This is a genomic window from Klebsiella sp. OBRC7 (assembly GCF_000293135.1).
In the GTDB taxonomy this organism is placed as follows: Bacteria; Pseudomonadota; Gammaproteobacteria; order Enterobacterales; family Enterobacteriaceae; genus Klebsiella; species Klebsiella michiganensis.
Genome location: NZ_ALNJ01000093.1, coordinates 23,535 through 47,290, shown reverse-complemented (window position 1 = coordinate 47,290; position 23,756 = coordinate 23,535). Strand labels below are relative to the sequence as shown.

At 59.9% G+C, this 23,756-nt stretch carries 23 protein-coding genes; 16 read left to right on the top strand and 7 right to left on the bottom strand.

The window, feature by feature from the left end; translation table 11 throughout:
* The first annotated feature begins 3 nt into the window (after window positions 1–3).
* The gene (sufE, locus tag HMPREF1144_RS19560; RefSeq protein WP_004851737.1) at window positions 4–420 is read left to right on the top strand and encodes a cysteine desulfuration protein SufE; all 417 of its coding nucleotides are present in this window, start codon (window positions 4–6) and stop codon (window positions 418–420) included.
* Window positions 421–521: 101 nt separating this feature from the next.
* Window positions 522–1,508 (top strand): L,D-transpeptidase LdtE, encoded by a 987-nt coding sequence (gene ldtE, locus HMPREF1144_RS19555; RefSeq protein WP_009653739.1) that lies wholly within the window; start codon window positions 522–524, stop codon window positions 1,506–1,508.
* A gap of 64 nt (window positions 1,509–1,572) precedes the next feature.
* Here the strand turns inward: ldtE and lpp are convergent, their stop codons facing one another.
* Entirely contained in the window at window positions 1,573–1,809 is a 237-nt protein-coding gene (lpp, locus tag HMPREF1144_RS19550) for a murein lipoprotein Lpp (protein ID WP_003029373.1), read from the bottom strand.
* Between the two features lie 311 nt (window positions 1,810–2,120).
* On the bottom strand, window positions 2,121–3,533 hold the full coding sequence (gene pykF / locus HMPREF1144_RS19545; protein WP_004119183.1) for a pyruvate kinase PykF: 1,413 nt from the start codon (window positions 3,531–3,533) through the stop codon (window positions 2,121–2,123).
* Window positions 3,534–4,042: 509 nt separating this feature from the next.
* On the opposite strand from pykF, the gene fumD reads away from it, so the two are divergent.
* Window positions 4,043–4,255 (top strand): fumarate hydratase FumD, encoded by a 213-nt coding sequence (gene fumD / locus HMPREF1144_RS19540; RefSeq protein ID WP_004851729.1) that lies wholly within the window; start codon window positions 4,043–4,045, stop codon window positions 4,253–4,255.
* Between the two features lie 26 nt (window positions 4,256–4,281).
* On the opposite strand, the gene HMPREF1144_RS19535 is transcribed toward fumD, so the two are convergent.
* Window positions 4,282–4,920, bottom strand: coding sequence for a TetR/AcrR family transcriptional regulator (locus tag HMPREF1144_RS19535; RefSeq protein ID WP_004851727.1), 639 nt, complete (start codon window positions 4,918–4,920; stop codon window positions 4,282–4,284).
* 126 nt (window positions 4,921–5,046) lie between these two features.
* On the opposite strand from HMPREF1144_RS19535, the gene HMPREF1144_RS19530 reads away from it, so the two are divergent.
* The 4 genes from HMPREF1144_RS19530 (at window position 5,047) to HMPREF1144_RS19515 (ending at window position 9,967) form a co-directional block, all read left to right on the top strand.
* Window positions 5,047–6,903, top strand: coding sequence for a bifunctional sugar phosphate isomerase/epimerase/4-hydroxyphenylpyruvate dioxygenase family protein (locus tag HMPREF1144_RS19530; protein ID WP_009653718.1), 1,857 nt, complete (start codon window positions 5,047–5,049; stop codon window positions 6,901–6,903).
* Window positions 6,904–6,979: 76 nt separating this feature from the next.
* The gene (locus HMPREF1144_RS19525) at window positions 6,980–8,299 is read left to right on the top strand and encodes an MFS transporter (protein ID WP_004851724.1); all 1,320 of its coding nucleotides are present in this window, start codon (window positions 6,980–6,982) and stop codon (window positions 8,297–8,299) included.
* A 31-nt stretch (window positions 8,300–8,330) separates the two neighbouring features.
* Window positions 8,331–9,167, top strand: coding sequence for a shikimate dehydrogenase family protein (locus HMPREF1144_RS19520; protein WP_009653772.1), 837 nt, complete (start codon window positions 8,331–8,333; stop codon window positions 9,165–9,167).
* Between the two features lie 59 nt (window positions 9,168–9,226).
* The gene (locus HMPREF1144_RS19515; protein ID WP_009653717.1) at window positions 9,227–9,967 is read left to right on the top strand and encodes a substrate-binding domain-containing protein; all 741 of its coding nucleotides are present in this window, start codon (window positions 9,227–9,229) and stop codon (window positions 9,965–9,967) included.
* Here HMPREF1144_RS19515 and HMPREF1144_RS19510 read toward each other — a convergent pair.
* The 4 genes from HMPREF1144_RS19510 to HMPREF1144_RS19495 form a co-directional block, all read right to left on the bottom strand.
* The gene (locus HMPREF1144_RS19510; RefSeq protein ID WP_009653731.1) at window positions 9,951–10,700 is read right to left on the bottom strand and encodes an ABC transporter ATP-binding protein; all 750 of its coding nucleotides are present in this window, start codon (window positions 10,698–10,700) and stop codon (window positions 9,951–9,953) included. The genes HMPREF1144_RS19515 and HMPREF1144_RS19510 overlap by 17 nt on opposite strands.
* On the bottom strand, window positions 10,700–11,704 hold the full coding sequence (locus tag HMPREF1144_RS19505; RefSeq protein ID WP_009653753.1) for a FecCD family ABC transporter permease: 1,005 nt from the start codon (window positions 11,702–11,704) through the stop codon (window positions 10,700–10,702). Before HMPREF1144_RS19505 ends, HMPREF1144_RS19510 begins: the two co-directional genes overlap by 1 nt.
* The gene (locus HMPREF1144_RS19500; protein ID WP_009653771.1) at window positions 11,697–12,755 is read right to left on the bottom strand and encodes an ABC transporter substrate-binding protein; all 1,059 of its coding nucleotides are present in this window, start codon (window positions 12,753–12,755) and stop codon (window positions 11,697–11,699) included. Before HMPREF1144_RS19500 ends, HMPREF1144_RS19505 begins: the two co-directional genes overlap by 8 nt.
* Before the next feature lie 97 nt (window positions 12,756–12,852).
* Entirely contained in the window at window positions 12,853–13,659 is an 807-nt protein-coding gene (locus HMPREF1144_RS19495; protein WP_004851713.1) for a DNA-binding transcriptional regulator, read from the bottom strand.
* A gap of 190 nt (window positions 13,660–13,849) precedes the next feature.
* On the opposite strand from HMPREF1144_RS19495, the gene HMPREF1144_RS19490 reads away from it, so the two are divergent.
* The 9 genes from HMPREF1144_RS19490 (at window position 13,850) to HMPREF1144_RS19450 (ending at window position 23,737) form a co-directional block, all read left to right on the top strand.
* Window positions 13,850–15,514, top strand: a complete 1,665-nt coding sequence (locus HMPREF1144_RS19490) for a bifunctional 3-(3-hydroxy-phenyl)propionate/3-hydroxycinnamic acid hydroxylase (RefSeq protein ID WP_042928091.1) — start codon at window positions 13,850–13,852, stop codon at window positions 15,512–15,514.
* A 1-nt stretch (window position 15,515) separates the two neighbouring features.
* Window positions 15,516–16,460: a 2,3-dihydroxyphenylpropionate/2,3-dihydroxicinnamic acid 1,2-dioxygenase gene (gene mhpB, locus HMPREF1144_RS19485; RefSeq protein WP_004851708.1), complete on the top strand. Its 945-nt coding sequence runs from the start codon at window positions 15,516–15,518 to the stop codon at window positions 16,458–16,460.
* Window positions 16,461–16,477: 17 nt separating this feature from the next.
* Complete coding sequence (gene mhpC, locus HMPREF1144_RS19480; protein WP_042928089.1) at window positions 16,478–17,344, top strand: 2-hydroxy-6-oxonona-2,4-dienedioate hydrolase; 867 nt, start codon at window positions 16,478–16,480, stop codon at window positions 17,342–17,344.
* Between the two features lie 9 nt (window positions 17,345–17,353).
* The gene (gene mhpD, locus HMPREF1144_RS19475) at window positions 17,354–18,160 is read left to right on the top strand and encodes a 2-keto-4-pentenoate hydratase (protein WP_004851704.1); all 807 of its coding nucleotides are present in this window, start codon (window positions 17,354–17,356) and stop codon (window positions 18,158–18,160) included.
* Complete coding sequence (gene mhpF, locus HMPREF1144_RS19470) at window positions 18,153–19,103, top strand: acetaldehyde dehydrogenase (RefSeq protein ID WP_009653756.1); 951 nt, start codon at window positions 18,153–18,155, stop codon at window positions 19,101–19,103. The genes mhpD and mhpF overlap by 8 nt, the downstream gene beginning before the upstream one ends.
* Window positions 19,100–20,116 (top strand): 4-hydroxy-2-oxovalerate aldolase, encoded by a 1,017-nt coding sequence (gene mhpE, locus HMPREF1144_RS19465; protein ID WP_009653719.1) that lies wholly within the window; start codon window positions 19,100–19,102, stop codon window positions 20,114–20,116. The genes mhpF and mhpE overlap by 4 nt, the downstream gene beginning before the upstream one ends.
* Before the next feature lie 74 nt (window positions 20,117–20,190).
* Window positions 20,191–21,387: a 3-(3-hydroxy-phenyl)propionate transporter MhpT gene (gene mhpT, locus HMPREF1144_RS19460; RefSeq protein ID WP_004851698.1), complete on the top strand. Its 1,197-nt coding sequence runs from the start codon at window positions 20,191–20,193 to the stop codon at window positions 21,385–21,387.
* A 141-nt stretch (window positions 21,388–21,528) separates the two neighbouring features.
* On the top strand, window positions 21,529–22,263 hold the full coding sequence (locus HMPREF1144_RS19455) for a polyphenol oxidase family protein (RefSeq protein WP_009653763.1): 735 nt from the start codon (window positions 21,529–21,531) through the stop codon (window positions 22,261–22,263).
* A 70-nt stretch (window positions 22,264–22,333) separates the two neighbouring features.
* Entirely contained in the window at window positions 22,334–23,737 is a 1,404-nt protein-coding gene (locus tag HMPREF1144_RS19450; RefSeq protein ID WP_009653747.1) for a DUF1996 domain-containing protein, read from the top strand.
* Window positions 23,738–23,756: the final 19 nt, after the last annotated feature.

Sequence of the window (23,756 nt, the reverse complement as noted above, 5' to 3'; positions counted from 1 at the left end):
ACTATGGCGGCGTTACCGGACAGAGACAAACTGCTGCGCAACTTTAGCCGTTGTGCGAACTGGGAAGAGAAGTATCTCTATATTATTGAACTGGGTCAGCGCCTGGCGCCGCTGAGCCCGGAGGAACACACCGCGCAGAACATCATTCAGGGCTGCCAGAGCCAGGTGTGGATCGTGATGACGCAGGAGCAGAGCGGCGCGATTGCGCTTCGTGGTGACAGCGATGCGGCCATCGTCAAAGGCCTTATCGCGGTGGTGTTTATCCTCTATGACCAGATGACGGCCAAAGATATCACCGCGTTTGACGTGCGTCCGTGGTTTGAAAAAATGGCCCTGACGCAGCACCTTACCCCCTCGCGGTCGCAAGGACTGGAAGCCATGATCCGCGCAATTCGCGCGAAAGCAGCAAATCTTAGCTAGAATAAAACAGTAGATTTCATTCTGTTATGCACGACGGGAGGCGAGCCTCCCGTCGTGCATAACAGGCCTGGCGTTTTATCAGCGAAAGAAGGAATCTCAGTATGAAACGCGCTTCTCTTATCACCATTGCCCTTCTGAGCGCCCTTAGCGCGTCCCACGCTGCCTGGGCCGTTGATTACCCCCTTCCTCCTGCCAACAGTCGTCTGATTGGTGAGAACCAGTTCTGGACGGTACAGGAGGGTGACCGCAACCTGCAGGCGATTGCCCGTCGTTTTGATACGGCGGCGATGCTGATCCTTGAAGCGAACGATACTATGGCGCCGGTACAGCCTAAACCGGGTACTCAGGTGCTGATACCTTCGCAGATGCTGCTGCCGGACGTGCCGCGCGAGGGCATCGTCGTCAACCTGGCCGAGTTGCGCCTGTACTACTTCCCGCCGGGCGTCAATCAGGTGCAGGTCTATCCCCTGGGGATTGGTCAGCAGGGGCTGGAGACGCCGGAGATGACAACCCGCATAGGGCAGAAAATCCCGAACCCCACCTGGACGCCGACGGCGGGCATCCGCGCCCGTTCGCTGGAGAAGGGGATTAAACTGCCGCCGGTCGTGCCCGCAGGGCCGAATAACCCGCTAGGCCGATATGCGCTCCGTCTGGCGTACGGTAATGGTGAATATCTGATTCATGGCACCAGCGCGCCGGACAGCGTGGGTCTGCGCGTCAGCTCAGGCTGTATGCGCATGAACGCGGCGGATATCCAGTCTTTATTCAATCAGGTGAAAAGCGGGACGCCGGTACGGATTATCAACCAGCCGGTCAAGTTCGCCGTGGAGCCGGACGGTAAGCGTTATGTTGAAGTTCATCGCCCGTTGACGCCGGATGAGGCCAGCAATGCGCAGACCATGGCCTATACGCTTCCGGCGGAGTTTCATCAATTCTCGGGGGATAAAGCGGTTGATGAGGCGCAGCTTAAACGCGCGCTGACCCGGCGGGCAGGATATCCGGTGGTGGTATCCGCGAGCGGAAGCACCGCGTCGAGCCTGTCGGTACAGAATAATACGCCGGTAGATGAAGCGAAAAGGGTGCAGTAGGCGGGAAAAGGTAAGGCAAAAAAAATGGCGCACAATGTGCGCCATTTTTATTACACAGATACTATTACTTGCGGTATTTAGTAGCTGCGTTGTCCAGACGCTGGTTAGCGCGAGCTGCGTCATCTTTAGCAGCCTGAACGTCGGAACGCATTGCGTTCACGTCGTTGCTCAGCTGGTCAACTTTAGCGTTCAGAGTCTGAACGTCAGAAGACAGCTGATCGATTTTAGCATTGCTGGAGCAACCAGCCAGCAGAGTAGAACCCAGGATTACCGCGCCCAGTACCAGTTTAGTACGATTCATTATTAATACCCTCTAGATTGAGTTAATCTCCATGTAGCGTTACAAGTATTACACAAACTTTTTTGTGATGAGAATATTTTTTTACCTGAATGCACTTATTTTTGATCGTTCGCTCAAAGAAGCATCGAAATCATCACGTAACGTTAAAAAGGCGAGTGAAAACAGCGCGCTTCCATCGGATTCATCTTAGATAATCTCGCATTAAATAGTAAATTCCGATTTGCATTTTTATTAATAGCGGCTAGTACCAGAATAAAAAAAAGCGCCCCGAGAGGCGCTTTTAAAGGAAATACTAATTAACCTGTAAATTATTACAGCACGTGCACGGAAGCGGTATTGGTGGTTCCGCTCGGGACTAACGCGCCGGAGACCATAACAACCACGTCGCCTTTGCGCGCCAGGCCGCTCTGCAGCGCCAGCTCTTTACCCTGGATATAGAAGGCATCGGTAGAAGAGATATCTTCAACCAGCTGCGCCACAACGCCTTTGCTCAGCACCAGCTGACGCGCGGTCGTTTCATTGGTGGTCAGCGCCAGGATGGTGGCATCCGGGAAGTATTTACGTACGGCGCGCGCGGATTTACCGCCCTGGGTTGCCACAACAATCAGCGGCGCTTCCAGTTTTTCAGCCGTTTCAACCGCACCGCGGCAAACCGCTTCGGTGATGCGCAGCTTACGGTTGTCGTTGTTGTATTCAAGACGGCTGGTCATCACGCGGTCGGTACGCTCGCAGATGGTCGCCATGATGGTGACCGCTTCCAGCGGGTATTTACCTTTTGCGGATTCGCCGGACAGCATAACGGCGTCGGTGCCGTCGAGGATGGCGTTAGCCACGTCGCCTGCTTCTGCACGGGTCGGACGCGGGTTTTTGATCATAGAATCCAGCATCTGAGTCGCGGTGATAACGACTTTACGCGCGCGGATACATTTTTCGATCATCATCTTCTGCGCGAAGATCACTTCTTCAACCGGGATTTCAACGCCCAGGTCGCCACGCGCAACCATGATGCCGTCAGAGGCTTCGAGGATCTCGTCGAAGTTGTTCAGGCCTTCCTGGTTTTCAATTTTGGAGATGATCTGGATCTTCTCGCCGCCGTGGGCTTTCAGGTGCTCGCGGATTTCAACGACGTCAGAACGCTTACGGATAAAGGAGGCCGCAACAAAGTCAACGCCCTGTTCGCAACCGAAGATCAGGTCCTGCTTGTCTTTTTCGGCCAGCGCCGGCAGAGCGATAGACACGCCCGGCAGGTTAACGCCTTTGTTCTCGCCAAGGTCGCCGTTGTTCAGCACTTTACAAACAACTTTGTTACCTTCGATAGCGGTGACTTCCATACCGATCAGACCATCGTCAACCAGTACGGTGTTGCCGACGCTCAGATCGCTGGTGAAACCTTCATAGGTCACCGCAACGATTTCGTTATTACCGACGACGGATTTGTCGGTGGTGAAGGTAAAGGTCTGGCCCGCTTTCAGAGAAACGTCGTTGCCGCCTTCCAGCTTAATGGTACGGATTTCCGGACCTTTGGTATCCAGAAGGATTGCCGCTTTCTTACCGGTTTTACTCATCACATTGCGCAGGTTCTGGATGCGCTGACCGTGTTCCGCGTAGTCACCGTGAGAGAAGTTCAGACGCATAACGTTCATGCCCGCGTCCAGCATTTTGGTCAACATCTCTTCGGATTCGGTTTTCGGACCGATGGTGCAAACAATTTTGGTCTTTTTCATGACAGTTTAATCTTTAAGTTGTGAAGGATAGGGATGGGGAATCTGACTCCGTGGGCGCACTGCCGCAGAGTTAAACCTGTATTACGAAAGTTGCTATGCCACGCTCTAAGGATAGGTGACAACAAAAGAGCGTGCAGAAGAATGTGTGCTGGCGGTTCAGCCCATGAAAAGAGGCAACGTGTTATGCGTTTAGTCATGCAATCCAATGCGCTGAAACCATTCAATAAGAATTTGTTGGGCATTATACGTTGCCAAATCCAAAAAAGAAAATGAAAACCATGTTTCATTTCTATAGTTATATACTTAACAAAATGCAAACTAATCCTACGCTTATGCGCAACACATTTTTTCATCACCTGACAAGATAAAGAGGGCGGAAACGCGGGTTTATTCACAAGTTTGCCAGGGAAAAGCGGTCTCTGAGGCGCAAACGCGGAGCTGGTTTGATTTACTCAGGAAATATATCAATAATGATTTGATTGATAATGAAAAATTGAGAGTGAAATAGAATGGGAAACACAGCCAAAGATGAGGCGCTGTATCAGGAAATGTGCCGCGTGGTGGGCAAAGTCGTGCTGGAGATGCGCGACCTGGGCCAGGAACCAAAGCATATCGTTATCGCCGGCGTGGTGCGCACCGCCCTGGCGAACCCGAAAATCAAACGTTCCGCGCTGACGCAGGAAGCGATGGAGAAGGTGGTCCATGCGCTTTCCGGAAACTAGCCGCCGCCGGGCGCTTCCCGCGCGCTTCAGGAAATGACAAAGCGAATAACCGCCTTGACGGCAATATCGCAGTGGTGGGCGACCATCGCTTCATCATCAATAGCCGGCATCGGATCGTCCAGGTAGAGGCTGCTGAACGTATAAAAGTTTGATACCTGGTAGAAGCTAAAGCTGCTGATTAATCGATGCACATCGCGCGCTTCCAGCCCGGCCTGAAACACCCCTTGCTGCTGCCCGCGCTGAAGAATATCTTCCAGGATCGACAGGGCGGTGCGGTTCAGCGGTTTCAGCTGACCTGAACTTTTCAGCCATTTCCCGCGCTGCATGTTTTCCATACAGATCACCCGCATATAGTCAGCGTGCGTGGCGTGATAGCGCACGCTCCACTTCACCAGCTGTACCAGCGCCTCTACCGGCGGTACGTTTTCCAGCCCGAGCTGCTGCTCGGTTTCGCGGATCTTCGCGTAGACGTGCTGCAGCACGGCCTGATAAAGCAGCTCTTTGGTCTTGAAGTAGTAGACCACCATGCGTTTGGTGGTCTGCGCTTCGGTGGCGATTTGCTCCATCCGCGCGCCCGACAGTCCATGCTCGGCGAAAACGGTAATGGCGGCGGCGAAGATTCGCTCTTTCAGAGACTGCGCTTCATCATGAGCAACGACGGACATAACGGCTCCTTTTCTTGAGATGCAAAAAATACACATATTGATCACAATTTTGCAACCAATCATGGCGTATTTGAACCAAATGATACATATTCAGGTCACTAAGTCAGCTAATGACCCGAGGACTCTATGTTGCGTTCCATCGCCACCGTCTCGATCTCCGGTACCTTACCCGAAAAGCTCCATGCCATCGCAGCGGCGGGCTATCAGGGCGTCGAAATCTTCGAAAACGATCTGCTCTATTATACCGGTACGCCGGCCGATATCCGCCACCTGGCGGCAGATTTAGGGCTAAAAATCACGCTTTTTCAACCATTTCGTGATTTTGAAGGCGCCAGCCGCGCCCAGTTCGCCGCCAACATGGAACGCGCCAGGCGCAAATTTGCGCTTATGCACGAGCTGGGCTGCGACACCCTGCTGCTGTGCAGCAACGTTCAGCCGGACTGTTCCGCTGACGTCGAGCTGCAGGTCGCCGACTTACGCGCCCTTGCTGCGCTGGCGGAGCAGGAACGCATCACGATTGGCTACGAGGCGCTGGCCTGGGGCACCCACGTCAACCGCTGGCATCAGGCGTGGGCGCGGGTCAAAAGCGTCGATAGCCCGGCGCTGGGCATCGTGCTCGACAGTTTCCACGTGCTGGCGCGCGGCGATACGCTGGCGCAGCTGGCGGACGTGCCGCTGGAAAAAATCACCTTTGTACAGATGGCCGACGCGCCGCTGATGAAAATGGATATCCTCGAATGGAGCCGTCACTTCCGCTGTTTTCCCGGCCAGGGGCAGCTGCCGCTGGTGGAGTTTGCCTGCGATCTTACCCGCCGCGGCTACTGCGGCCCCTGGTCGCTGGAGATCTTTAACGACAGCTTCCGCGCATCGCCCAACGGCGCGACGGCGAAAGATGGCTATCGCTCGCTGCTGTGGCTGGAAGAGCAGGTCCGTCAGCGGCTGCCGGAAAGCCGGGCGCCGCTCTTTTCCCCCGCGGAACTGCCCCTCTACGCCGGTCTGGAGTTTATCGAGTTTGCCGCCACGCCGGCGCAGGCGGGCGAACTCGGACACAGGCTGACGCAGCTCGGCTTTGCCGAAGAGGGGACGCATCGCTCAAAACGCGTCGCCCTCTGGCGCAACGGCGGGGCGAGGGTGGTGGTCAACGCCCAGCCGCATAGCTGGGCCGATCATTTTCACCAGCGTCACGGGATTTCCCTCTGCGCCATGGCGTTGCGCGTCAGCCAGAGCGCGGCGATCGTGGAACGGGCACGCGCCTTAGGCTACGCCACCTGGCAGGGCGATGCCGGGCCGAACGAAAGCCCCATCCCGGCGGTTTGCGCCCCGGACGGCAGCCTTATTTATCTGATTGAGATGGGGGACGATATCTACACCCGCGATTTTCATCTGCGCGCGAACGTCACGCCGCGCGACGATTATCGGGGTATCGATCATCTGGCCCTCGGCATGGAGGCGGACAGCCGCGATAACTGGATTATCTTTTTCCGCACGGTATTCGGCTTTACGCTCGAACATGAGCAGACCCTGCCCGATCCTTACGGGCTGGTGCGTAGCCTGGCGGTGCGCAGTCCGCAGGGCGACATTCGTCTCGCGCTCAATATTTCGCAAAGCCGCGCCACGCAAATTGCCCGTTCGGTAGCCTGTTATCAGGGAGCAGGTTTACAGCACGCGGCGTTTGCCTGCCACGATTTACCCTCCACGCTCGCCAGCCTGGCTCCGGTTGCGGTCAACGCGCTGCCGATCCCGGCGAACTACTATGAAGATCTGTTGGCCCGTTTTGGCGAGGATGTTCAGGTCAACCTGCTGAAGAATTATCAAATTCTTTACGATCGTGATGGAAGCGGCGGTGAATTCCTGCACCTTTATACCCGCCCGTTTTCTGCCGGACGCTTTTTCTTTGAATTGACCGAGCGGCGCAACGGTTACGCACTTTATGGTGCTGTAAATGCAGCTGTACGCTTGTCAGCAATGCAGTACACCGAGTAATGTAGCAAATGGTTCACAACCCAACGTCGCAAACACAATAACAACATCCGGCTGTACCCTATGACAGGAAACGACTATGAACTCTTATAGCCATAATCACACGACGGCCGCCGCCGCGTCCGGCGCGCGGCCTTCCCGGCGGCGTATCGGTATCCTTGCGCTGCTGGCGGTCGGCACCATGATCAACTATCTCGACCGCACGGTGCTGGGGATTGCCGCGCCGCAGCTGACCGCAGAGCTGGGTATTGATGCCGCGATGATGGGCATCGTATTCTCCGCCTTTGCCTGGACCTACGCGCTGGCGCAGATCCCCGGCGGCATCTTCCTTGACCGCTTCGGTAATAAAGTCACCTATTTTCTGGCGCTGACCCTGTGGTCGCTATTCACCATGTTCCACGGCCTGGCGGTCGGCCTGAAAACCCTGCTGCTGTGCCGTTTTGGCCTCGGCGTCAGCGAAGCCCCCTGTTTCCCGGTGAACAGCCGGGTGGTGAGTGCCTGGTTCCCGCAGCAGGAGCGCGCGAAGGCGACGGCGGTCTATACCGTCGGCGAATATCTCGGGCTGGCCTGTTTTGCGCCGCTGCTGTTCTGGATAATGGGCAGCTTTGGCTGGCGCGCGCTGTTTATTAGCGTCGGCGCCGCCGGCGTGATGTTCGCGCTGGTGTGGTGGCGCTGCTATCGCGAGCCGCATGAGGATAAACACCTCAATCAGCTGGAGCGCGAGCACATCGTCAACGGCGGCGGAATGTCCACCGGTGCAGAGCAGCATACCGCCTTTAGCTGGCCGCTGATCCGCCAGCTGCTGGCGAAACGGCAGATTCTCGGCGCCAGTATCGGGCAGTTTGCCGGTAATACGGTGCTGGTCTTCTTCCTGACCTGGTTTCCAACCTATCTGGCCACCGAACGCCATATGCCGTGGATTAAGGTCGGCTTCTTCGCCATCATGCCGTTTCTGGCGGCGGCGGGCGGCGTGATGTTCGGCGGCTGGGTCTCCGATAAGCTGCTGAAGGCCACCGGCTCGGCGAACCTCGGGCGTAAGCTGCCGATCATTGCCGGTCTGCTGATGGCGAGCACCATTATCTCCGCCAACTGGCTGACCAGCGATCTGGCGGTGATTCTGGTGATGTCGTTCGCCTTTTTTGGTCAGGGGATGGTCGGGCTGGGCTGGACGTTGATCTCCGACATCGCGCCGAAAGGCCTTGGCGGTCTGACCGGTGGCCTGTTTAACTTCTGCGCTAACCTCGCCGGGATCCTGACGCCGCTGATTATCGGTTTCATTGTTGCCGCCTCCGGCAACTTCTTTTACGCGCTGATTTATATCGGCGGCGCAGCCCTGCTGGGCGTGGCGGCTTATGTCTTTATCCTGGGCGATGTCAAGCGTATCGAACTTTCGCAGTAACGTGATGCAGTCGTTGTTAAAGGAGCAGGGAATGGTGATTAGTGGAAATACGCGGCTGATAGCGCATCTTGGCTATCCGACCGCGAAGTTTAAAGCGCCGATGATTTACAACCCGTGGTTGGCTCATCAGCAGGTTGACGCCAAAGTGGTGCCGATGGGCGTCAAGCCTGAGGATTACGCCGCCTTTGTGCCAATGCTGTTTAAGATGACCAATATTATTGGCGCGCTGGTCACCATGCCGCACAAAATCGCCACCTGCGGGCTGGTGCAGCATCTTAGCCCAACGGCGGCGATAGCGGGCGCCTGTAACGCGATTCGTCCCGAAGCCGACGGCACGCTGAGCGGCGATATGTTTGACGGCGAAGGCTTTGTCCTCGGTATCACGCGTAAAGGTTTCCAGACGCGAGGGGCGCGGGCGCTGGTGGTGGGCAGCGGCGGCGTCGGCTCGGCCATTGCCGCATCGTTGGCGGCAGCGGGCGTCAGCGCCCTGACGCTGTACGACGTCCGCCCGCAGACGGCGGAAGCGCTGTCCGGACGTCTGCTCGAGCACTATCCTCGGCTGGATATCACTCTGATGCAGCGCGACCCGCAGGGGCACGATCTGGTGGTCAACGCTACGCCGCTGGGGATGAAAGAGGGCGATCCGCTGCCGCTGGACCCGCAGCGCCTGGCGCCGGGCACTTTTGTTGGCGAAGTGGTTATGGCCCAGGAATTTACTCCGCTACTGCAGGCGGCGCGGGCGGCGGGCTGCCCCATTCAGCGCGGCACCGACATGCTGTTTGAAATGATCCCGGCCTATCTGCGCTTCTTTAACCTGCCGGTGGCAACGCCGGAACAGCTGCGCGAACTGGCGGAAATTCGCTACTGAAATGACCTGAACCTGCGTTATCATAGCGTTATATTTTTTGCTATATAGCGATGATTCTTATGACTCCCTCCCTAACGCTGCTGGCGGCGGGAAGCCTGAAAAGCGCTTTCATTCCGCTGCTGGCGCGCTTTCAGCAACAGACCGGCATCCCGGTCGAGGTCCATTTTGGTCCGGCAGGGCTGCTGCGCGAGCGCATTGAGGGCGGAGAGCCGTGCTCGGTGTTCGCCTCGGCCAATAGCCAACATCCGCAGGCGCTGCGTCAGGCCAGGCTGGCCGGGGCGTGCTATCTGTTCGCCCGGAATCAGCTGATGCTGACCGCCCGCCGCGGCGCAACAACCGAGACGCGGGAGTGGCTGGCGCTGCTCCGCGACCCGGACCTACGCCTGGCAACCTCAACGCCGGGCTGCGACCCTTCAGGCGACTACACCTGGCAGCTTTTCTCCCACATTGAAGAGCGCTGTCCCGGCGTCGGCGCCGCCATGATGGCGCGCGCGCGGCCGCTGGTAGGCGGCCGAGACTCGCTGCCGGTGCCGGCGGGAGAAATCGCCGGGGCGTGGCTGATCCGTGAAAACTTAACCGATCTGTTTATCGGCTATGCGCACTACGCCGCGCAGATGGCGGCTTACGACGACCTGCATACCCTGCTTATTCCGCCATCGTGGAATGTTCGCTGCGACTACCTGCTGGCGCAGATTGAACAGAGCGCCGGGGCGCAGCGGCTGTGCCGCTTTATCCTCGGCGCGGAGGGGCAGCGCTTACTGAAAAACGCCGGTTTTTTGCCTATCAACGACGAATCGTAAACTGCGGGGCCAGCAGCGGCAGCGCCGACCCGGGGGGATGGACTTTGCGTACCGCTAAACCATACGCGCGCTGAAGATTCGCTTCCGTCAGCACGGCGGCTGATTCTCCCGCCAGCCATTCACCGTCGGGCAGCAGCAGCAAGGTCTGGTTCGCCACCTGCAGGGCGTGGGTCGGATCGTGCGTGGTAAACAGCACCGTCCGCTTCTGGCGATGGGCCAGGTCGCTGATGAGCTGCAGCACCAGCTGCTGGTTGGCCAGATCCAGCGCCGAGCAGGGTTCATCCAGCAGGATATTCTGGCTGGCGCCCACCAGCGCCCTGGCGATAAGCACCAGCTGCTGCTGGCCGCCGGACAGCGCGCAAAACGCCTTGTCGGCCAGCGCTGCGATCCCCAGCTGCGCCAGCGCCTTCTGAACCTCATGTTCGTCTTCCGCTGTCGGCTGAGCGAACAGATTAACGTGGCGCGCCCGCCCCATCAGCACCACGTCGCGCACCTGCCAGCCAAAAGCCGGGCGAAAATGCTGCGGCACGATGGCGAGACCGCCCGCGCAGGTAAACCCACCGCCGATCGGCGTCAGTACCCCGGTCAGGGTATCGAGCAGAGTGCTTTTGCCGCGGCCGTTAGCGCCGAGCACCGCCCAGATATCGCCGGAACGGCACTGCAGGTTCAGAGGGGCGAACAGCGGTCGGCTATGGCCGTAGAGCAGGTGGCTTAACTGTAGGGAAAGGGTCATCAGCGCGCGCCTGTGCGTCGCGACTGCACCAGCAGCCAGGTGAACAGCGGTGCGCCAAGAAGCGCGGTGATGATTCCAATGGGGATTTCGGCCTGGATCAGCGTGCGGGCGAGGTCATCGACGACGATCATAAAACCGCCGCCGAGCCAGAAGGCGGTAGGCAGAAGACGCCGGTGGTCGGCGCCGGCCATCAGCCGCGCCAGATGCGGGATCACCAGCCCGACCCACGCGATGCTGCCGCTGACCGCCACCTGAGCGGCGACCAGCACCGCGCAGCACACCAGCACCCCGCGACGCAGCCCGGTCACCGCAACCCCCAGACCGCGGGCATCTTTCTCCTCCAGCGCCAGCAGGTTAATCCGCCAGCGGAGCTTAAACAGCACCATCGCGGCGCAGGCTACCGGTAGCGCCATCAGCAGGACTTTGTGCCAGCTGGCGGTGGCGAAGCTGCCGAGTAGCCAGAAAACAATATTCGGCAGCGTCTCTTCGCTATCGGCTAGGTACTGCATCATGCTTACCAGGGCGGCAAAAAAGCCGCTGAGGATAATGCCTGAGAGGATCAGCACCAGGGTGCTTTCGCGCCCCTGCAGCGCGGCTATCAGATAGACCAGCATCAGCGCGGCAAGGCCGAAGAGAAAGGTCGAGGCCATCATCAGCGCGGCGTTCAGCCCCAGCAGAATCGCCAGCGTCCCGCCGAAGGCGGAACCGGAGGTGACGCCGATGATATGCGGGTCCACCAGCGGGTTCTGGAACACGCCCTGTAAGGTGGCCCCGCACAGCCCCAGCGCGCCGCCGGCCAGCAGCGCCATCACGATCCTCGGCAGCCGCACCGACCACACTACCTGGCCGGCGGCGCCGTCGAGGGGGGAAAGATGCGCCAGCTGGCGAAAAACTTCCGCCAGGCTTAACGGATACTGCCCGAGGCAGAGTGAAGCGATTGCAATCACGATCGTCACCAGCGCGAGGGTACATTGCAGCAGGGCCGGATGACGATGACTACGCATCCGGCGTCCACTTCACGCGGTAGAAACGCTGATAGTACTCCCGCGCCTTCGCTTCGACATCGACGCTGTTATAGCGTGAGGGGTAGAGTTTTTTCGCCATCCACAGCTCGCCGATCGCCAGCGCCTCCGGCATCGGGTAGCCCCAGGCCTTGGCGTATTCCGGCATCAGCCACACGCGGTGATTTTTGACCGCGTCAATGCTCTGCCACTGCGGGTCGTTTTGTATCTGTTTGACCACCTCCGGGTAGCGGTCCTGCACGAAAATCACCTGCGGATCCCACTGCAGCACCTGCTCCAGCGAGACCTGGCGCGCGCCCTTTACGCTGGCGGCGGCAACGTTCAGCGCCCCGGCGTGCTTCATCATCAGGCCGGTATATTTGCCCGAGCCGTAAGTGTTGAGGTCCGGATTGGCCATATATACCCGCACCCGCTCGTTTTGCGGGATATCGGCAACCGGCGCGTTAGCCAGCCTGCGCGCGCTGAAGGTGTATTGAATCAGCGCTTCGGCCTGAGCCTGACGCCCGACCACTTCGCCAATCAGGCGGATCCCCTGTTTCAGCCCCTCGTTATAGGCCTGATCTTCATCGGCCATCGTCGGGTTCATTTTGTTTTTCTCACCCGCGGCATCCTGGCGCAGAGAGACCGCCACCACCGGGATCCCGGCGCCCTGGATCTGCTGGATCATCGCCTGCGGCGCGTAGTTGGCAACGAACACCACCTGGGGATGCAGCGCCAGCAGGCTCTCGATATTGACCTGCGTCAGATCGCCCGGCATCGGTAGTGTCTCAATAGCCGGCATAAAGCGCGCAAACTGCGGGCCAAGCTGCTTTTTCCAGCTGCTCATGACGCCGACGACGTCATCAGCGGCGTTAAGCTGCACCAGCAGGTTTAAGGTCTGATGCTGGAGCACCACGGCGCGGGTGACGTGGTCGGGGAGGGTGACTTCCCGACCCAACTGGTCGGTGAGGGTGCGGTCGGCAAAGGCCTCACCGGCAAACAGGCTGGTGCTTAACAGCGCCATAGCAAAGAAAACGCGCGGATGTCTGGACATGATGGGCTCAGCGGCAAAGGAAGAATCGCTGTATATTAAAATATATAACGAAGACGGGTGCAATGGCTGACGGGCGATTTACCCCGTATGGACAAAGTTATTGGTAAAACACCTCTTCATCGGACATCCGTTCTTCTATGCGGGTAGCGACCTTCTGCAGCGAGGCGAGGTACTTTTGCGCCGCCTGGTCGATGGTCATGGCTTTGGCCATATAGACCAGGTTCAGGCAGCCGATAACCCGCTGCTGGCGGCGAATGGGGACGGCAATGGAAGCGATTTTCTCCTCCTGCTGCCAGCCGCGAAAGTTTTCGCCGTAGCCGTTTTGCCGGGTGCGTTCGAGGATGGCGGCCAGTTTTTCCGGCTCGCGCGCCAGCTGATACTCTGCTTCCGGCCGGGCGGCCAGCATCTCAACAATCGGGCTTCGTTCGTGTTCCGGCGCGAAGGCCAGCCAGGTTAATCCCGAAGCGGTCAGCAGCAGCGGCAGGCGGCGGCCGACCATCGCCCGGTGGAAGGAGAGGCGGCTGAAGCGGTGGGTGGTTTCGCGCACCACCATCGCATCGACGTCCAGGGTGGTGATGTCGGTCGGCCATAAAACCTCGCGCAGCAGTTCGCCAAGCAGCGGCGTGGCGAGGGCAGAAATCCAATGTTCGTCACGAAATCCTTCACTTAACTGACGCACTTTAATCGTCAGGCGAAAGCTGTCATCGGAGCGGCTGCGGCGCACGTAACCTTCGTCCTGTAGCGTTTCCAGCAGCCGCCTGACGGTCGTGCGATGCAGGCCGCTAAACTCGGCCAGGGTGCCGACCGTCGCGCCTCCGTCGAATTTGTTTAACAAATTTAATAACAATAATCCGCGGCTCAATCCGCGCACCGTTTTGTAATCTGCCGAAGCGTTTTCGTTCATGCGTCCTCAATAAAAATCATTTTAAACAATCATGTGCACCTGGTGCACATCCGGTAATGTTTTGATTGTAGCGCAAATCACCGACCCTATACTGACCTCACAATAAAAATAAATTCACATTTAGTTAACAAATTGCCCTGCTGAAGGTTGTGCGGTGACGGCAATTTGTCCGAAGCGTGAGGTTTTGAAAATGACAACATCCAATCCTGATATTCAACCCGCGGTACAGCACAGCGCGCAGGTCGCTATTGCCGGCGCCGGTCCGGTTGGCCTGACCATCGCCAACTACCTCGGTCAGATGGGCGTCAGCGTCGTGCTGATTGAGAAGCTCGAGTCGCTGATCGATTATCCCCGCGCCATCGGTATCGACGATGAGGCGCTGCGGGCGATGCAGGCGGTGGGGCTGGTCGACAACGTGCTGCCGCATACTACGCCGTGGCACGCGATGCGCTTTCTCACCCCGAAAGGGCGCTGCTTTGCCGATATTCAGCCGATGACCGACGAGTTTGGCTGGTCGCGCCGCAATGCGTTTATTCAGCCGCAGGTGGACGCGGTGCTGTACGACGGCCTCAGCCGTTTCCCCCACGTCCGCTGCCTGTTTTCCCGCGAAGTAGAGGCCTTTAGCCAGAATAGTGACGGTGTCACCCTGAACGTTAAAGGCAGCAACGGCGAGCGGGAAACCGTGCGCGCCGACTGGCTGGTGGCCTGCGACGGCGGAGCCAGCTTCATTCGTCGCGCGCTGAATATTCCATTCGAAGGCAAAACCGCGCCGAATCAATGGATTGTTATTGATATCGCCAACGATCCGCTGGCGACGCCGCACGTCTACCTGTGCTGCGACCCGGTGCGCCCGTACGTCTCCGCCGCGCTGCCGCACGGCGTACGGCGTTTCGAATTTATGGTCATGCCCGGTGAAACCGAAGCCCAGCTCAGCGAGCCGCACAAGATGCGCCAGCTATTGAGCAAGGTGCTGCCGGACCCGGATAACGTCGAGCTGATTCGCCAGCGCGTCTACACCCACAACGCGCGCATCGCCGAACGCTTTCGCGTCGATCGCGTACTGCTGGCGGGCGACGCGGCGCACATCATGCCGGTGTGGCAAGGACAGGGCTACAACAGCGGTATGCGCGACGCCTTTAACCTGGCCTGGAAGCTGGCGCTGGTGGTGAACGGCAAAGCCGGAGAGGCGCTGCTGGACAGCTACCAGCAGGAGCGGCGCGATCACGCCAAAGCGATGATCGACCTGTCGGTCACCGCCGGCAACGTCCTGGCGCCGCCGAAACGCTGGCACGGCGCGGTGCGCGACGGCGTTTCGTGGCTGCTCAACTATCTGCCGCCGGTTAAACGCTACTTCCTTGAAATGCGTTTCAAGCCGATGCCGCAGTATCGCGACGGCGCGCTGCTGACGGAAGGCGAAAGCAAGACGTCCCCGGTCGGCAAAATGTTTATCCAGCCGAAAGTGACGCTGGAAAACGGGCAGGTGACGCTGCTCGATGAGGTGATTGGCGCCAGATTCGCCATTATCGCCTGGGGCTGTAATCCGCAGTGGGGGCTCAACGATGAACAAATAGCCCGCTGGCGTGCGGTCGGTGTGCGCTTTATCCAGGTGGTGCCGGAGGTGCAGATTCATTGCGATCAGGACAACGTGCCCGGCGTTATCCGCGTCGGCGATACGCAAAACCGCCTGAAAAGCTGGTTCGCGCAGCACGATACCGCCATTGCCGTGGTGCGTCCGGACCGCTTCGTCGCCACCGTGGCCATCCCGCAAACCCTGAGCAAAAAGCTCGACGCGCTGGCGAGCAAGATGCAGCTGGCTTCCACGCAGGCGGCAACAACGATTGAACAGGTGGCCTGATATGAACGCATATCTTCATTGCCTCTCTCATACCCCGCTGGTGGGCTACGTTGACCCGGAACAGGCGGTGCTGGACGAAGTGAACGGCACCATCGCCGACGCGCGGGCGCGCATTGCCGCCTTCGACCCGGAGCTGGTGGTGCTGTTTGCTCCCGATCACTACAACGGCTTTTTCTACGATGTGATGCCGCCGTTCTGTTTAGGCATCGGGGCGACCGCTATCGGCGACTTCAGCAGCGCCAGCGGCGTCCTGCCGGTGCCGACGGCGCTGGCGGAGGCCTGCGCCCACGCGGTGATGAAGGAGGGCATCGATCTGGCGGTCTCCTACTGCATGCAGGTGGATCACGGCTTTGCGCAACCGCTGGAGTTCCTGCTCGGCGGGCTGGATACCCTGCCGGTTCTGCCGGTGTTTATCAACGGCGTGGCGTCGCCGCTGCCGGGCTTTCAGCGCACGCGCATGCTGGGCGAAGCCATTGGCCGCTTCCTGACCACCCTCAATAAACGGGTATTAATCCTTGGCTCCGGCGGCCTGTCGCATCAGCCGCCGGTACCGGAGCTGGCGAAGGCCGATGCCCATATGCGCGACCGGCTGCTGGGCAGCGGCAGGCAGCTGCCGCCGGACGAGCGTGAACTGCGCCAGCAGCGGGTTATCAGCGCGGCGAAGCAGTTTATTGAGGACCAGAACTCGCTCTATCCGCTCAACCCCGTCTGGGATACCCGCTTTATGAGCCTGCTGGAGCAGGGGCGGCTGGCGGAGCTGGATGCCGTCAGTAACGAAGAGCTGTCGGCAATGGCCGGGAAATCGACGCACGAAATTAAAACCTGGGTGGCCGCCTTTGCCGCGCTATCCGCATTTGGCCGCTGGCGCTGCGAAGGCCGCTATTACCGACCAATCCCCGAGTGGATTGCCGGATTTGGCTCGCTGAGCGCCGCCGCGCAGAACTGAATTAACGGGAGAATATGATGAGCTACCAACCGCAAACCGAAGCCGCCACCAGCCGTTTCCTCAACGTGGAAGAGGGCGGAGAAACATTACGCATCCATTTTAATGACTGCGGCCAGGGCGACGAAACCGTGGTCCTGCTGCACGGCTCCGGTCCCGGGGCTACCGGCTGGGCCAACTTTAGCCGCAATATCGACCCGCTGGTCGAGGCGGGCTACCGGGTCATTCTGCTGGACTGTCCCGGCTGGGGAAAAAGCGATTCTATCGTCAACCGCGGCTCCCGTTCCGACCTGAACGCCAGGGTGCTGAAAAGCGTGATTGACCAGCTGGATATCAGCAAAGTGCATCTGCTGGGCAATTCGATGGGCGGACACAGCGCGGTGGCCTTTACCCTCAGCTGGCCGGAGCGCGTCGGCAAACTGGTGCTGATGGGCGGCGGAACTGGCGGCATGAGCCTGTTTACGCCGATGCCGACGGAAGGCATCAAGCTGCTGAACGGCCTGTACCGTGAGCCGACCATCGAAAACCTGAAAAAGATGATGAACATCTTTGTCTTCGATACCCGCGATCTGACCGACGCGCTGTTTGAAGCGCGCCTCAATAATATGCTGTCGCGCCGGGAGCATCTGGATAATTTCGTCAAAAGCCTGGAAGCCAACCCGAAGCAGTTCCCGGATTTTAGCCCGCGTCTCGGCGAAATCCGCGCGCAGACCCTGATCGTCTGGGGGCGTAACGATCGCTTTGTACCGATGGACGCCGGGCTGCGCCTGCTGGCGGGTATTAACGGTTCCGAACTGCATATCTATCGCGACTGCGGCCACTGGGCGCAGTGGGAGCACGCGGAGAGCTTTAACCAGCTGGTGCTCGATTTTCTGGCGCGTACCTGAGGAGTGCTGATGACAACCTTATCTCTTGAACAACTGGCGCAGCGTCTGCGTGAGGCGGAAAGCCGCGGCCAGGCGATTGAACCGCTGCGCGATGCCCTCGGCGTTGACAACGCGGAAGCGGCCTACGCCATCCAGCGGATGAACGTGCAGCACCACGTGGCGAACGGCCGCCGGGTGGCGGGACGTAAAGTGGGGCTGACCCATCCTAAAGTGCAGCAGCAGCTGGGCGTTGACCAGCCGGACTTCGGCACCTTGTTTGCCGACATGTGCTACGGCGATAACGCCGACGTGCCGTTCTCCCGGGTGCTGCAGCCGAAAGTGGAGGCCGAAATCGCCCTGGTGCTGAAACGCGATCTGCCGCATGCCGATACCACCTTTGATGAACTGTACGCCGCTATCGACTGGGTGCTTCCCGCGCTGGAGGTGGTCGGCAGCCGTATTCGCGACTGGTCGATTGGCTTTGTCGATACGGTCGCCGATAACGCCTCCTGCGGCGTTTACGTGCTGGGTAGCCCGGCGCGGCGCCCGGATGGGCTGGATCTGAAAAACTGCGCGATGCGCATGACCCGTAACGAGGAAGAGGTCTCCAGCGGGCGCGGCAGCGAATGTCTTGGCCATCCGCTGAACGCGGCGGTGTGGCTGGCGCGCAAAATGGCCAGCCTCGGCGAGCCGCTGCGGGCAGGGGATATCGTGCTGACCGGGGCGTTAGGCCCGATGGTGGCGATTACCGCCGGCGATCGTTTTGCCGCCCATATCGACGGTTTAGGTTCAGTGGCGGCGACCTTTGTCGCCAAAGAGGAAGAGAGTGATGAGTAAACGTAAAGTCGCCATTATCGGCTCTGGCAATATCGGCACCGATTTAATGATCAAAATACTGCGCCACGGGCAGCATCTGGAGATGGCGGTAATGGTCGGCATTGACCCGGAATCAGACGGCCTTGCCCGCGCCCGGCGCATGGGCGTCGCCACCACGCACGAGGGCGTTGGCGGCCTGATGCGGATGGCCGAATTCGCCGATATCGATTTTGTTTTTGACGCCACCAGCGCCGGGGCGCACGTAAAAAACGATGCCGCGTTGCGGGAAGCTAAACCGGGGATCCGCGTTATTGACCTGACCCCGGCGGCCATCGGCCCGTACTGCGTGCCGGTGGTTAACCTCGAGGCCAACCTTGCCGAGGGCAACGTCAATATGGTGACCTGCGGCGGCCAGGCCACTATCCCGATGGTGGCGGCGGTCTCCCGGGTGGCGAAGGTCCACTACGCGGAAATCATCGCCTCGATTGCCAGCAAATCCGCCGGGCCGGGGACGCGCGCTAACATTGATGAATTTACCGAAACCACCTCGCAGGCCATTGAGAAAGTGGGCGGCGCGGCGAAAGGCAAAGCGATTATCGTGCTGAATCCGGCGGAGCCGCCGCTGATGATGCGCGATACCGTTTATGTCCTGAGCGAAGCGGCATCGCAGCAGGCGATTGCCGCGTCGATCGCCGAGATGGCGGCGGCGGTGCAGGCCTACGTGCCGGGATATCGCCTGAAGCAGCAGGTGCAGTTTGAGGTCATCCCGGAAGATGAACCGGTAAACCTGCCGGGCGTCGGCCGCTTCTCGGGCCTGAAAACGGCGGTTTATCTCGAGGTCGAAGGGGCGGCGCACTATTTGCCAGCCTACGCGGGTAACCTCGATATTATGACGTCGGCGGCACTGGCGACGGCGGAAAAAATGGCCCAGGCGATGAACGACGCGGCGGGAGAAGCAGCATGAACGGCAAAAAACTCTATATCTCAGACGTGACCCTGCGCGACGGGATGCACGCGATTCGTCATCAATACTCGCTCGACAATGTGCGCCAGATTGCCCGGGCGCTGGATTGCGCGGGCGTCGATTCGATAGAGGTGGCCCACGGCGACGGCCTGCAGGGTTCCAGCTTTAACTACGGCTTCGGCGCGTACAGCGACCTGCAGTGGATTGAAGCGGCGGCGGAGTCGGTCAGCCAGGCGAAGATCGCCACTTTACTCCTACCCGGCATTGGCACGCTGCACGAACTGAAAAACGCGTATCAGGCCGGGGCGCGGGTGGTGCGCGTGGCGACCCACTGCACCGAGGCGGATGTTTCCGCGCAGCATATCGCTTTCGCCCGCGAGCTGGGCATGGACACCGTCGGCTTCCTGATGATGAGCCATATGACCTCCCCGGAACAGCTGGCGCAGCAGGCGCTGAAGATGGAATCCTACGGCGCCACCTGTATTTACGTGGTGGATTCCGGCGGGGCGATGAACATGAACGATATTCGCGATCGCTTCCGCGCCCTCAAGGCGGTGCTGAAGCCGGAAACCGCCACCGGGATGCACGCGCATCATAACCTCAGTCTCGGCGTGGCCAACTCCATCGCCGCGGTAGAAGAGGGCTGCGACCGTATCGATGCCAGCCTGGCGGGGATGGGGGCCGGGGCGGGCAACGCGCCGCTGGAGGTGTTTATCGCCGCCGCCGATAAGCTCGGCTGGAATCACGGTACCGATCTGTATGCTCTGATGAACGCCGCCGATGAGCTGGTGCGTCCGCTGCAGGATCGCCCGGTGCGGGTTGACCGCGAAACGCTGGCGCTGGGCTATGCCGGGGTTTACTCCAGCTTTCTGCGCCACAGCGAAGCGGCCGCCGGGCGCTATGGCCTGAGCGCGGTGGATATCCTCGTCGAGCTCGGCAAGCGGCGGATGGTGGGCGGTCAGGAGGATATGATCGTCGACGTCGCGCTGGATCTGCTTAACCGCAGCAAATAAAAGCAACGCGCGGCTGGCAACGTATCAGCCGCCATTCACCTGCTCCGCTTGTCCGGATATCGCAAAGGTACCCTATGACCCAAACAACGACTGCAAGCAATTCGCGCCTGATGTTAACCGTCGGGCTCTGTTTTATGGTGGCCCTGATGGAAGGGCTGGATCTGCAGGCGGCAGGCATCGCCGCCGTCGGCATGGCGCAGGCGTTCGCGCTGGATAAAATGCAGATGGGCTGGATTTTCAGCGCCGGGATCCTCGGCCTGCTGCCCGGCGCGCTGGTGGGCGGCATGCTGGCGGATCGCTATGGCCGCAAGCGAATTCTGCTGGGCTCGGTGCTGCTCTTTGGCCTGTTCTCAATCGCTACCGCGCTGGCGTGGAATTATCCCACGCTGCTGCTGGCCCGGCTGCTGACCGGCGTCGGCCTGGGCGCGGCGCTGCCGAATCTGATTGCCTTAACCTCCGAGGCCGCCGGCCCCCGTTTTCGCGGCAGGGCGGTCAGCCTGATGTATTGCGGCGTGCCCATTGGCGCGGCGCTGGCGGCGGCGCTGGGCTTTTTCGGCCTCGCCGCCGCCTGGCAAACGGTGTTCTGGGTGGGCGGTATCGTTCCGCTGCTGCTGGTGCCGCTGTTGCTGCGCTGGCTGCCGGAATCGCCGGTGTTTCAGCGCAGCGCGCGGGGCGTGCCGCTGCGCACGCTCCTCGCGCCGGGCAACGCTACCGCCACGTTGCTGCTGTGGCTGTGCTATTTTTTCACGCTGCTGGTGGTCTATATGCTGATCAACTGGCTGCCGATGCTGTTAGTCGGCCAGGGGTTCAGCCCCAGCGAGGCGGCGGGAGTGATGTTTGTCCTGCAGTTTGGCGCCGCCTGCGGCACGCTGCTGCTGGGGGCGCTGATGGATAAGCTCAGCCCGCTGTGGATGTCGCTGCTGATCTATACCGGCATGCTGGCGTCGCTGCTGGCGCTGGGGACCGCGTCCTCGCTGACCGCAATGCTCTTCTCCGGCTTTATCGCCGGACTGTTTGCCACCGGCGGCCAGAGCGTGCTTTACGCGCTGGCTCCGCTGTTCTATCGCACCGAAATCCGCGCCACCGGCGTAGGGACGGCGGTGGCGATTGGCCGTCTCGGCGCGATGAGCGGCCCGCTGCTGGCGGGCAAAATGCTGGCGCTGGGCACCGGCACCGTCGGGGTGATGGCCGCGTCCGCTCCCGGCATTCTGCTGGCGGGCGCGGCGGTGTTCTGGCTGATGAGCCGACAAAAACGCACGGCGCTGGCCTGAGCATTTTCGCTGATTCCCGGGGGCGGCGCGGTAAAGCCGCGCCTTGCCCGGGCTACCGGACTGGTAGGCCGGGAATCCGCCTTGCGCATCTCTCTACTTTGGCATAGGTTAAATCATCATCCATTGATTCTTTCGAGCATCATGTCTTTTACATCCCGCTTACTGAGCGATATCCCCGGTATCCGCTACGCCTTTCTCGACGTTCATGAAACCGCCGCCTTTCCCTATAGCGAAATGGCGCCGGTTAAACTGGTTCACAGCAATATCGTACATGAGTATCGGGCGCCGCAGGCGGAGCGCCCCCACGCCGATGCGATGTTTACCGCCGTCAGCGGGCAAAAGATGGGCGTGGTGACCGCCGACTGTCTGCCGCTGCTGATGGCGTCGCGCGATGGGCGCTATGTCTGCAGCGTGCACGCAGGCTGGCGCGGCGCTGCCTGCGGGATTATCGACAATAGCCTCGCGTTGTTTCAGCGTTATCACGTCGACCCGCAAGATCTGGTGGTGGTGAGCGGGCCGCATATTCACCCCTGCTGTTATGAAGTCACCGGCGACTTCTACCAGGCGCTGCTGGCGATGCCCGCCGGCGAACTGGCAAAACGCCATCGGGAGCAGCTCTTCCTGTCCCATCAGGCGGCGTCGGAGGGGGAGCAGGCGAAAGCGACCGCGGGCGACAATGCGTGGTTCGATCTGCGGGCTTTTGCTCACCTCCTGCTGCGCAGCGCGGGCGTGCCGGAGGAAAACATGGAGTGGCTGGGGAGCTGCACCTACTGCACGCCGCAGCGGCTGGGGTCGTTTCGTCGACGCACGCATTTCCCGGCGCCGAAGTCATTTCAGTATTCATGGATCATGCGCGAACCTGATGAGACGAAATGATGTTTGATGATGTGTAACATCGGCGGTCGTTTGCTATCTCTGCACTCCTTCAAACAAGGAGGATTGCACAATGAAATTGAACCCGTTCGCCGTATGTTTCGCACCGCTGCTGGCCGCCAGCGCTTTTTCCGCTCATGCTGGCCCGCAGGCTCACGTGGTCTGCGCTTATCACCATACCCTGGGCGATGACGCCATTATGATGTTCGGCAAACCGAATCAGGCCATGTGGCACGATTTTTTTGGTAATACCCATACCGATGCGGTTTCCACCTATCAGACCCTGCGCGATCAGCCGGAAACCACCTGCGATAACAAGGCCGACGGTTCCGCCTACTGGGTGCCGTCGATGAAGCTGCCGGATGGTCAGGTGGTAACGCCGGCGTATCAAAAAACCTACTATCAGACCAGCAAAGTGGAACAGTATCCGCTGCACCCGTTCCCGGCGGGTCTCGAACTGCTGGCGGGCGATCACCACGGTTCGGCGCCCAGCTCGCGCATCACCTTTTTGTGCGCTAACGGCAAAGGCTACAGCAAAAAGGCCGGCGAAGTCTGCGGGCTGCGTAAAGGTGGCGATGCGGTACAGTTTAATATCGGTATTCAGTTCCCCAACTGCTGGGATGGGGTCAACCTCAAACCGGCTCACGGACACAGTAACGCGGCATACGACGTCAACGGCGCCTGTCCGAGCGACTATCCGGTGAAAATCCCGACGGTGAATATGAATGTGGCCTACGTTCTGCCGCAGATTACATCCCTGGATACCGCGAAGATTCAGCTCTCCCTGGATCCGATCATGGACGGTGAGAAGCGCGAAGATCGCTGGGGCAGTATCTATACGGCGCACGCGGATTTTATGAACGGCTGGACGGTGGAAGGGGCGCACTATATGACCGAGCGCTGCATGAACAGGGGGATCGACTGCGGCAGCGCGGTGCCGTATCGCTTCACGACGGTGAAGGAGAATGCGCTGGTGGACAGCACCGCACCGACGGTTGCCCACGCCGCACCGGAAAACCTGGTGGTGAGCGATAACTGGCAAAACGGCGGGCGTACGCACAACCCGGAAACCATGACGCTGGTGAAATTTCCTATTCCGCCGCTGCCGCAGGGTCAGGACGCTTCGCTGTTTAAATATCAGCTGCGGATCTACGGCGGAAAAGTGGAAACCAACGGCGCGGATCAGATCTTTTTCTATCCGGCGAGCAACGACTGGAGCGCGAACAGCGTGACCTGGAATCATCGCCCGCCCTGCAACTACAGCTCGGAGGCGTCGCTGTACCTCAATTCCAAACGCGAATACCGGATGGTGGATGTTGATAAAGCGGTGCGCAAGGCGCTGGCGGAAGGCAAAACCGAGATCTCGTGGTATATCGGCGGCGACCGTCAGGGCAATCGCTATCATTTCGACCCGGCGCGCTCGCAGCAGGAGCCGATGCTGATGCTGATGGGCTTTAAAAATACCCCGGAGATCTGATTGCGGCCCTTCCCAGGGC

Coding starts and splice junctions, on each gene's coding strand:
- lpp (WP_003029373.1), bottom strand. CDS start 1,809: ATGAATCGTACTAAACTGGTACTGGGCGCGGTAATCCTGGGTTCTACT.
- mhpE (WP_009653719.1), top strand. CDS start 19,100: ATGAACGGCAAAAAACTCTATATCTCAGACGTGACCCTGCGCGACGGG.
- mhpB (WP_004851708.1), top strand. CDS start 15,516: ATGAACGCATATCTTCATTGCCTCTCTCATACCCCGCTGGTGGGCTAC.
- HMPREF1144_RS19510 (WP_009653731.1), bottom strand. CDS start 10,700: ATGACCCTTTCCCTACAGTTAAGCCACCTGCTCTACGGCCATAGCCGA.
- HMPREF1144_RS19455 (WP_009653763.1), top strand. CDS start 21,529: ATGTCTTTTACATCCCGCTTACTGAGCGATATCCCCGGTATCCGCTAC.
- mhpC (WP_042928089.1), top strand. CDS start 16,478: ATGAGCTACCAACCGCAAACCGAAGCCGCCACCAGCCGTTTCCTCAAC.
- HMPREF1144_RS19535 (WP_004851727.1), bottom strand. CDS start 4,920: ATGTCCGTCGTTGCTCATGATGAAGCGCAGTCTCTGAAAGAGCGAATC.
- HMPREF1144_RS19500 (WP_009653771.1), bottom strand. CDS start 12,755: ATGTCCAGACATCCGCGCGTTTTCTTTGCTATGGCGCTGTTAAGCACC.
- fumD (WP_004851729.1), top strand. CDS start 4,043: ATGGGAAACACAGCCAAAGATGAGGCGCTGTATCAGGAAATGTGCCGC.
- mhpF (WP_009653756.1), top strand. CDS start 18,153: ATGAGTAAACGTAAAGTCGCCATTATCGGCTCTGGCAATATCGGCACC.
- HMPREF1144_RS19530 (WP_009653718.1), top strand. CDS start 5,047: ATGTTGCGTTCCATCGCCACCGTCTCGATCTCCGGTACCTTACCCGAA.
- mhpT (WP_004851698.1), top strand. CDS start 20,191: ATGACCCAAACAACGACTGCAAGCAATTCGCGCCTGATGTTAACCGTC.
- HMPREF1144_RS19520 (WP_009653772.1), top strand. CDS start 8,331: ATGGTGATTAGTGGAAATACGCGGCTGATAGCGCATCTTGGCTATCCG.
- HMPREF1144_RS19525 (WP_004851724.1), top strand. CDS start 6,980: ATGAACTCTTATAGCCATAATCACACGACGGCCGCCGCCGCGTCCGGC.
- HMPREF1144_RS19450 (WP_009653747.1), top strand. CDS start 22,334: ATGAAATTGAACCCGTTCGCCGTATGTTTCGCACCGCTGCTGGCCGCC.
- HMPREF1144_RS19495 (WP_004851713.1), bottom strand. CDS start 13,659: ATGAACGAAAACGCTTCGGCAGATTACAAAACGGTGCGCGGATTGAGC.
- sufE (WP_004851737.1), top strand. CDS start 4: ATGGCGGCGTTACCGGACAGAGACAAACTGCTGCGCAACTTTAGCCGT.
- ldtE (WP_009653739.1), top strand. CDS start 522: ATGAAACGCGCTTCTCTTATCACCATTGCCCTTCTGAGCGCCCTTAGC.
- HMPREF1144_RS19490 (WP_042928091.1), top strand. CDS start 13,850: ATGACAACATCCAATCCTGATATTCAACCCGCGGTACAGCACAGCGCG.
- HMPREF1144_RS19505 (WP_009653753.1), bottom strand. CDS start 11,704: ATGCGTAGTCATCGTCATCCGGCCCTGCTGCAATGTACCCTCGCGCTG.
- HMPREF1144_RS19515 (WP_009653717.1), top strand. CDS start 9,227: ATGACTCCCTCCCTAACGCTGCTGGCGGCGGGAAGCCTGAAAAGCGCT.
- pykF (WP_004119183.1), bottom strand. CDS start 3,533: ATGAAAAAGACCAAAATTGTTTGCACCATCGGTCCGAAAACCGAATCC.
- mhpD (WP_004851704.1), top strand. CDS start 17,354: ATGACAACCTTATCTCTTGAACAACTGGCGCAGCGTCTGCGTGAGGCG.